This is a genomic window from Streptomyces sp. CO7 (assembly GCF_053474865.1).
The window spans coordinates 558,228-564,725 of sequence record NZ_JBRIOU010000004.1 but is presented as its reverse complement, the minus strand read 5'-3'; the positions used below and the strand labels follow the sequence as shown (position 1 = coordinate 564,725).

At 74.1% G+C, this 6,498-nt stretch carries 8 protein-coding genes and 1 pseudogene; 6 read left to right on the top strand and 3 right to left on the bottom strand.

Features of this window, described 5'->3' with window-relative positions:
• A partial coding sequence (gene folP, locus ACOV8S_RS15390; protein WP_448318390.1) for a dihydropteroate synthase occupies window positions 1-868 on the bottom strand: 868 nt, incomplete at its 3' end.
• Between the two features lie 133 nt (window positions 869-1,001).
• Here folP and ACOV8S_RS15385 point away from each other — a divergent pair.
• Together ACOV8S_RS15385 and ACOV8S_RS15380 are read left to right on the top strand one after the other, a co-directional pair.
• Window positions 1,002-1,547, top strand: coding sequence for a DivIVA domain-containing protein (locus tag ACOV8S_RS15385; protein WP_448318389.1), 546 nt, complete (start codon window positions 1,002-1,004; stop codon window positions 1,545-1,547).
• A complete protein-coding gene (locus tag ACOV8S_RS15380) occupies window positions 1,544-2,182 on the top strand; it encodes a DNA-3-methyladenine glycosylase I (protein ID WP_448318388.1) in 639 nt (212 codons plus the stop codon). Before ACOV8S_RS15385 ends, ACOV8S_RS15380 begins: the two co-directional genes overlap by 4 nt.
• A gap of 36 nt (window positions 2,183-2,218) precedes the next feature.
• Here ACOV8S_RS15380 and chcB read toward each other — a convergent pair whose 3' ends face one another.
• Window positions 2,219-3,034 (bottom strand): 2-cyclohexenylcarbonyl CoA isomerase, encoded by an 816-nt coding sequence (chcB, locus tag ACOV8S_RS15375; RefSeq protein WP_448318387.1) that lies wholly within the window; start codon window positions 3,032-3,034, stop codon window positions 2,219-2,221.
• Between the two features lie 367 nt (window positions 3,035-3,401).
• Between chcB and ACOV8S_RS15370 the strand changes: the two genes are divergently transcribed.
• Window positions 3,402-3,569, top strand: a complete 168-nt coding sequence (locus tag ACOV8S_RS15370; RefSeq protein ID WP_003966491.1) for a DUF3117 domain-containing protein — start codon at window positions 3,402-3,404, stop codon at window positions 3,567-3,569.
• Between the two features lie 100 nt (window positions 3,570-3,669).
• Here the strand turns inward: ACOV8S_RS15370 and ACOV8S_RS15365 are convergent, their stop codons facing one another.
• Window positions 3,670-4,350, bottom strand: a complete 681-nt coding sequence (locus tag ACOV8S_RS15365; protein WP_448318386.1) for an O-methyltransferase — start codon at window positions 4,348-4,350, stop codon at window positions 3,670-3,672.
• Between the two features lie 168 nt (window positions 4,351-4,518).
• On the opposite strand from ACOV8S_RS15365, the gene sigE reads away from it, so the two are divergent.
• From sigE to ACOV8S_RS15350, 3 genes and pseudogenes are all read left to right on the top strand, one after another.
• The gene (gene sigE / locus ACOV8S_RS15360; protein ID WP_108954519.1) at window positions 4,519-5,310 is read left to right on the top strand and encodes an RNA polymerase sigma factor SigE; all 792 of its coding nucleotides are present in this window, start codon (window positions 4,519-4,521) and stop codon (window positions 5,308-5,310) included.
• The gene (locus ACOV8S_RS15355; protein ID WP_448318385.1) at window positions 5,307-6,125 is read left to right on the top strand and encodes an anti-sigma factor; all 819 of its coding nucleotides are present in this window, start codon (window positions 5,307-5,309) and stop codon (window positions 6,123-6,125) included. Before sigE ends, ACOV8S_RS15355 begins: the two co-directional genes overlap by 4 nt.
• Window positions 6,126-6,220: 95 nt before the next feature.
• A pseudogene (locus ACOV8S_RS15350) lies at window positions 6,221-6,498 on the top strand (hypothetical protein); the annotation flags it as partial.

The following is a 6,498-nucleotide window of genomic DNA, read 5'->3' as shown; positions in this document are numbered from 1 at the left end:
ACGTGATGGCGGACATCCTGGAGGTGACCGTCTCGCTGGCGGAGCGGGCGGTGTCGCTGGGCGTGCCCCGTGAGTCGGTGCTGATCGACCCCGGGCACGACTTCGGCAAGAACACCCGGCCCAGCCAGGCCGACACCGCCGTCGTGGCCAGCGTGCCCAGCAGCCGCTCCTTGACCGGACGGTCCAGCGTCTCGCCGACGAAGTCCTTGTTGGACAGCGAGACCAGCACCGGCCAGCCGGTCTCCGTCATCTCGCCCAGCCGGCGGGTCGCCTCCAGGCTGTGCCGGGTGTTCTTGCCGAAGTCGTGCCCGGGGTCGATCAGCACCGACTCACGGGGCACGCCCAGCGACACCGCCCGCTCCGCCAGCGAGACGGTCACCTCCAGGATGTCCGCCATCACGTCCTCGTAGGTCACCCGGTGCGGCCGGGTGCGCGGCTCGGCGCCGCCGGCGTGCGTGCAGACCAGGCCCACCCGGTACCGCGCGGCGACCTCGGCCAGCTTGGGGTCGACGCCGCCCCAGGCGTCGTTCAGCAGGTCCGCGCCGGCCTCGCAGACCGCCTCGCCGACCTCGTGCCGCCAGGTGTCCACGCTGATCACCACGTCGGGGAAGCGGCGGCGCACCTCGGCCACGAAACCGACCGTGCGGCGGACCTCCTCCTCGGCGCTGACCTCCTCGCCGGGCCCGGCCTTCACACCGCCGATGTCGATGATCGCCGCGCCCTCGGCCACGGCCTGCTCCACCCGGGCGAGCGCCGGCTCGTCACGGAAGGTGGCGCCCCGGTCGTAGAAGGAGTCCGGCGTCCGGTTCACGATGGCCATGATCACCGGTTCGTGCGCCTCGAACTCACGCCTGCCCAGCCTGAGCATCCCGTACGGCCTCTTTCCTCTACGTACGTCCGGTGTCCGGTCTTCCGGTCTTCGGCTGTCTGCGACCCTAACCGCAGCCGCGGCATGGCACGATCGGACCCCTGGCAACTACGACACGCGGGGGGCCGCAGCCTTGGCAACGTTTCTCATCCTGGTCGTCGCGCTCGCCGTGGTGGTGACCGCGACCACTCTGGCCGTCGTCGGCGGCGGTGACCGCGAGGTGCTTCCCGACGCGCCGCCGGACGCCCTCCACGCCCCCCTGCCCCACGAGCGGGCGGTCACCGCGCGGGACGTGCAGGAGCTCCGCTTCGCCCCCGCGCTGCGGGGCTACCGGATGGACGACGTGGACGAGGTCCTCACCCGGCTCGCCCACGAACTCGCCCACCGCGACGAGCGCATCGCCTCGCTGGAGGCCGCCCTGGGCGCCCGCGGCTCCGCCGGAGCGACGCGCCTCGCCGTGCGGGACGGCGAGGCGACGGAGCGGCCCGGGGACCTCCTCGTCAAGCGTGAGGAGCAGCCCGCCGCCCCCGCGGTGGAGGAGAAGCCGGACGAGACCGTGGCCGACGCGGAGAGCGACGCCGATACCGAAGCGGCCGACGCCGACGATGTCGACAGGAGCGGCGGACACGACGGTCGGCCCGAGCAGCAGGGGCCGGCCGCCCCGGGGGAGGCCCGATGAGCCCTGCCGAACCACCGCTCGTCCCCGAGGCCGCGCCGGAGACCGCCCGGGCGGCCTCCGGCGCCGTGCCCGGCCCCGACGGGCTGCCGCGCTGCCCCTGGGGGCTGTCCGCCCCCGACTACCTCGCCTACCACGACGAGGAGTGGGGCCGCCCGGTCCACGGGGACGACGCCCTGTTCGAGCGGCTCTGCCTGGAGGCCTTCCAGTCGGGCCTGTCCTGGCTGACCATCCTGCGCAGGCGGGAGGGCTTCCGGGCCGCCTTCGCCGGTTTCCGGATCGCCGAGGTGGCGGCCTTCACCGAGGAGGACAGGACCCGCCTGCTCGCCGACCCGGGGATCATCCGCAACCGGGCGAAGGTCGACGCCACCCTCGCCAACGCCAGGGTGCTGGCCGACTGGAAGCCGGGCGAGCTCGACGAGCTGATCTGGTCCCACGCGCCCGCGCCGCGCCCGGCCCCCCGCACCCTCGCCGACGTCCCGGCGGTGACACCGGAGTCGACGGCCCTGTCCAAGGAGCTCAAGCGCCGCGGGCTGCGCTTCGTCGGCCCCACCACCGCCTACGCGCTGCTCCAGGCCTGCGGCCTGACCAACGACCACCTGGCCGACTGCGCGATGCGCGAGGCCCGGCAGGGCTGACGGGACGGGCGGCGCCGGACGGGCCGGCGCATCCGGTCAGCGCCCGAGGTACCGGGGGCGCTCCTTGTCGAGGAACGCCTTCACGGCGATCCGGTGGTCCTCCGAGGAGCCGGCCCGGCCCTGCAGCTCGTCCTCCTTCTCCAGCGTCTCCTCGAGCGAGTGGGTCATGCCGTAGGCGACGGACTCCTTGAGCGCCGCGTAGGCGACCGTGGGCCCCTCGGCGAGCCGGCGGGCCACCTTCTCCGCCTCCGCGCGCAGCTCCGCGGCCGGCACCACGCGGTCGGCGACGCCGAGCCGCAGCGCCTCCTCGGCGTCGATGGAGCGGGGGAAGAGCAGCAGGTCCATGGCGCGGCCCGGGCCGACCACCCGCGGCAGCGTCCAGGAGACGCCGGAGTCGGCGGTCAACGCCACGCCCGCGAAGGAGGTCGTGAACTTGGCGGTGTCGGCGACCACCCGGTGGTCGGCGGCCAGCGCGAAGCCGAAGCCCGCCCCGGCGGCCACCCCGTTGACACCGGCCACCACGGGCTTCGCCATCCCGGCGATCGCGCGGACGATGGGGTTGTAGTGCTCACCGACCGTGCTCAGCCGGCCGGCGTCCTCGCCGCCGCTCCCGCCGGCGTCCTGGGCCGCGAGCAGTTCGATGTGCTCCTTGAGGTCCTGGCCCACGCAGAACGCCCGGTCGCCGGCCGCGGTGAGCAGTACCGCCCGCACCCCGGGGTCCGCCGCGGCACTCCGCAGCGCCTCGCGCAACGCGACCTTCGTCTCCACGTCGAGCGCGTTCATCGCCTCGGGGCGGTTCAGGGTGATGATCGCCAGCGCGTCGCTGACCTCGTAGAGCACGGTGTCGGCCATCTCGACTTCCCTCCGTCGTTTTGCGGTCCGAGGACAGCATGGCGGACATTCGGAAGGCCGAACGGTGGCCGGGGTGTGACCTCCGACAAAGAATTCCGGTCACCATTCGGTCGCGGCAGGTCGGATCGGGGGCGCAGTATCGCAGTGACATCCCCGAATTGAGTGGTTTTGGCCTCGCGCGTTGCTCAAGCGATGCGGACTGATGTTGGTCATTGGTGCATGAGATGCGGGATAATGGCCGGGAAGCAATGTGTTCGATGCCGGTGACGCCTGCCCCGCCTCGGGACGGGCGAGCCCTTTTCGAGGCGCGTCCTCCTCAAGGTCTTCCGGCACGGCGGTTGAGCTGGTTTCAGGAAGGGGAACGAGCATGGCGGCCATGAAGCCGCGGACGGGCGACGGCCCGCTCGAGGTGACCAAGGAGGGGCGGGGCATCGTCATGCGCGTTCCGCTCGAAGGCGGCGGTCGGCTCGTCGTCGAGCTGACGCCGGACGAGGCGGATGCGCTCGGCGACGCCCTCAAGAAGGTCGTCGGCTGACGCGCGACCACCACTCAGCGTGACGCCTGCTGCCCGGTTCCCCCTCAGGGAGCCGGGCAGCGGCCGTTTCCCGCAGGCCGCCCGGCCGCACGGGGTCCGGTCAGCGCTTGGCGGCGCAGAGCAGGCCGTCGCCCACGGGCAGCAGGGAGGACACCAGGTCCTCGCTCTCGCGCACCTCGCGGATCAGCTCCCGCAGCCGCAGGACCTCCGTCGGCTGCGGCCCCGTCCCCACGGTGCGCCCGTTCGCCAGCACCCCGGCGAACACCACCAGACCGCCCGGCCGCAGCAGACGCAACGATTCGGCGAGGTACTCCAGCACCTCGAGGCGGTCCGCGTCGCAGAACACCAGGTCGTACCCGAGGTCCGCGAGCCGCGGCAGCACGTCCAGGGCCGGCCCCGGGATCAGCCGGGCGCGGTTGACCGCGAAACCCGACGCGCGGAAGGTCTGGCGGGCCGCCTGCTGGTACTCCGGCTCGGTGTCCACCGTGGTGAGCACCCCGTCCGGGCGCATGCCGTGCAGCAGGTGGACGCCCGAGACGCCGGTGCCGGTGCCGATCTCGGCGACCGCCTTCGCTCCCACCGAGGCGGCGAGCAGCCGCAGCACCGAGCCCGCGGCGGGCGTCACCGGACGCAGCCCGGCCTCGCGCGCACGGTCGCGGGCGAGGAGCAGGGCCTCGTCCTCCGTGACGAACGCGTCGGCCAGCGTCCAACTCGCCTGCCCGTTGCTGCTGATGGCCGCCTCCCGTCCCCGTCCGCGCCTTCGGCGTATCGCTGGTTCCATCTCGTCCGTGACTGTATCCGGCGCGGTCGGGAACCTGGCGGCGGGACGCCGCGTTTGAAGAGTGAGGGGAAAGGCGTGCACGAGACGCACGGGACGGGGGAAGCGTCGATGGAGCGAGTGGTGAACTCTCGCAAACCTGCTTATCCGGAGCTAACGGACGAGATGGCTATGGTAGGGGCTCCACTGGACACCACCAGAGCCGACAGGGGAGGTGCGGCCGCACCCGCTGACCGCGGCGGAGGGCTGAGGCGCCTTCTCGGGTCGGCGGCCAGGCCGAAATCCGTGACCGACACCGCTGCTGACCGTCCGGCCGGCCCAGAGGCCGACCGTTCCTCCGAGCCCGCCCGCACCGCGACGTTCGCCACCGACGGTGACGGGCCGGCGTGGACTCCGCCCACCTGGGAGGAGATCGTCAGCACGCACAGTGCCCGGGTCTACCGGCTCGCCTACCGCCTGACCGGCAACCAGCACGACGCCGAGGACCTCACCCAGGAGGTCTTCGTCCGGGTCTTCCGCTCGCTGTCCACGTACTCGCCCGGCACCTTCGAGGGCTGGCTGCACCGGATCACCACCAACCTCTTCCTGGACATGGTGCGCCGCAAGCAGCGCATCCGGTTCGACGCGCTCGCCGAGGACGCCGCCGAGCGGCTGCCCGGCCGTGAGCCGTCGCCCCAGCAGGTCCTCAACGACGCCCACTTCGACGCCGACATCCAGCAGGCGCTGGACACCCTGGCGCCCGAGTTCCGCGCCGCGGTCGTCCTGTGCGACATCGAAGGACTGTCCTACGAGGAGATCGCCGCGACCCTGGGCGTGAAGCTCGGCACGGTCCGCAGCCGGATCCACCGGGGCCGTTCGCAGCTGCGCAAGGCGCTCGCCCACCGCTCTCCCGAGGCGCGCGCCGAGCGCAGGTTCGGCGTCACCCGCCTTCCGGCGCTGAGAGGAGGAGGCGCGACCGCGTGAGTGAGTCACGTCCGACGCCGGCCGAGCAGCACCTCGGGGACCGGCTCTCCGCCCTGGTGGACGGCGAGCTGGGACACGAGGCGCGCGAGCGTGTGCTGGCCCATCTGGCCACCTGCACCAGGTGCCGGGTCGAGGCCGACGCGCAGCGCAGGCTGAAGAACGTCTTCGCCGAGGTCTCCGGCCCTACGCCGTCCGAGAGTTTCCTCGCCCGTCTGCAGGGTCTTCCCGTGGACGGGCCCGACGAGCTGCGCGATTCCGGAGGCTCCGGAGCCGGGGACGAGCCGGGGGCCATGTTCCTCGGCTCCCGGCGCGCCGAGGCCTTCGGGCTGGCCGCCTCCGCCACGCACGGCTTCCCGATCCACCACGTGGGACGCGCCGACGTCGGCCGCGCCCAGGCGGAGCGGGCCGCCTCCCGCAGCCGCCGGCTGGCCTTCGCCGCCGCGAGCGCGGTCTCGCTGGCCGCGGTGGCGCTCGGCGGGGTGACGACCGGGGTCCCGGTCGCCGACTCCGACCGCGGCGGGCTGCGCAGCAACGCCACCCCTCCGGCGGGCCGGCAGGCCGGTGGCGCCGTCGGCGCGGCGGACGCCCGCCGCCGTGCGACGCCTCCGCTCGTGCACAGCGCCGCGGCCCAGCGTCAGCTCGCGCCCGTGGCGGCCCCGCTGCTGTCCGGGGGCGGCGCCCAGTCGGTGGCCGGCGACGGCCCCGCGCCCACGCCGCTGATAGGGCCCGGCGTCCCGGTGACGCCCGGACTTCCGGTCCCGCTGACCGCGCCCGCCCCGACCGGCACCCTGACCCCGCCTCCGGCCGGACGCTGACCAGGTTCTCTGCGCGCCCGCGGGGAACCTGATTGAATCCGGACTGCGTCGCGAGGGCGGCGCGTCGACGAATCACGCCAGGTGTTGGGGAGAGCATGAACGAGGGCACGCCGGGGAAGTCCGCGAGGCCCAAGTGGTGGAGCCGCCCCCGCCCCGTCCCCGGACCGGACGCCTCGGGCGACTTCCCCCTCGCGGCCCCCGAGGCGACCGGACCGGATCCGGCGGCCCCCGGGCCCGCGGCCTCCGAGCCGGTGGGTCCCGGGCCGTCGGGCCACGGGGAGGGCCCGGGCGACCGGCAGCCCGCCCCGCAGGCAGCCGCGGCCCCGCAGGCCGCGGCCCCGCGCCCTCTGCACGAGCCCGACCACTACAGCAC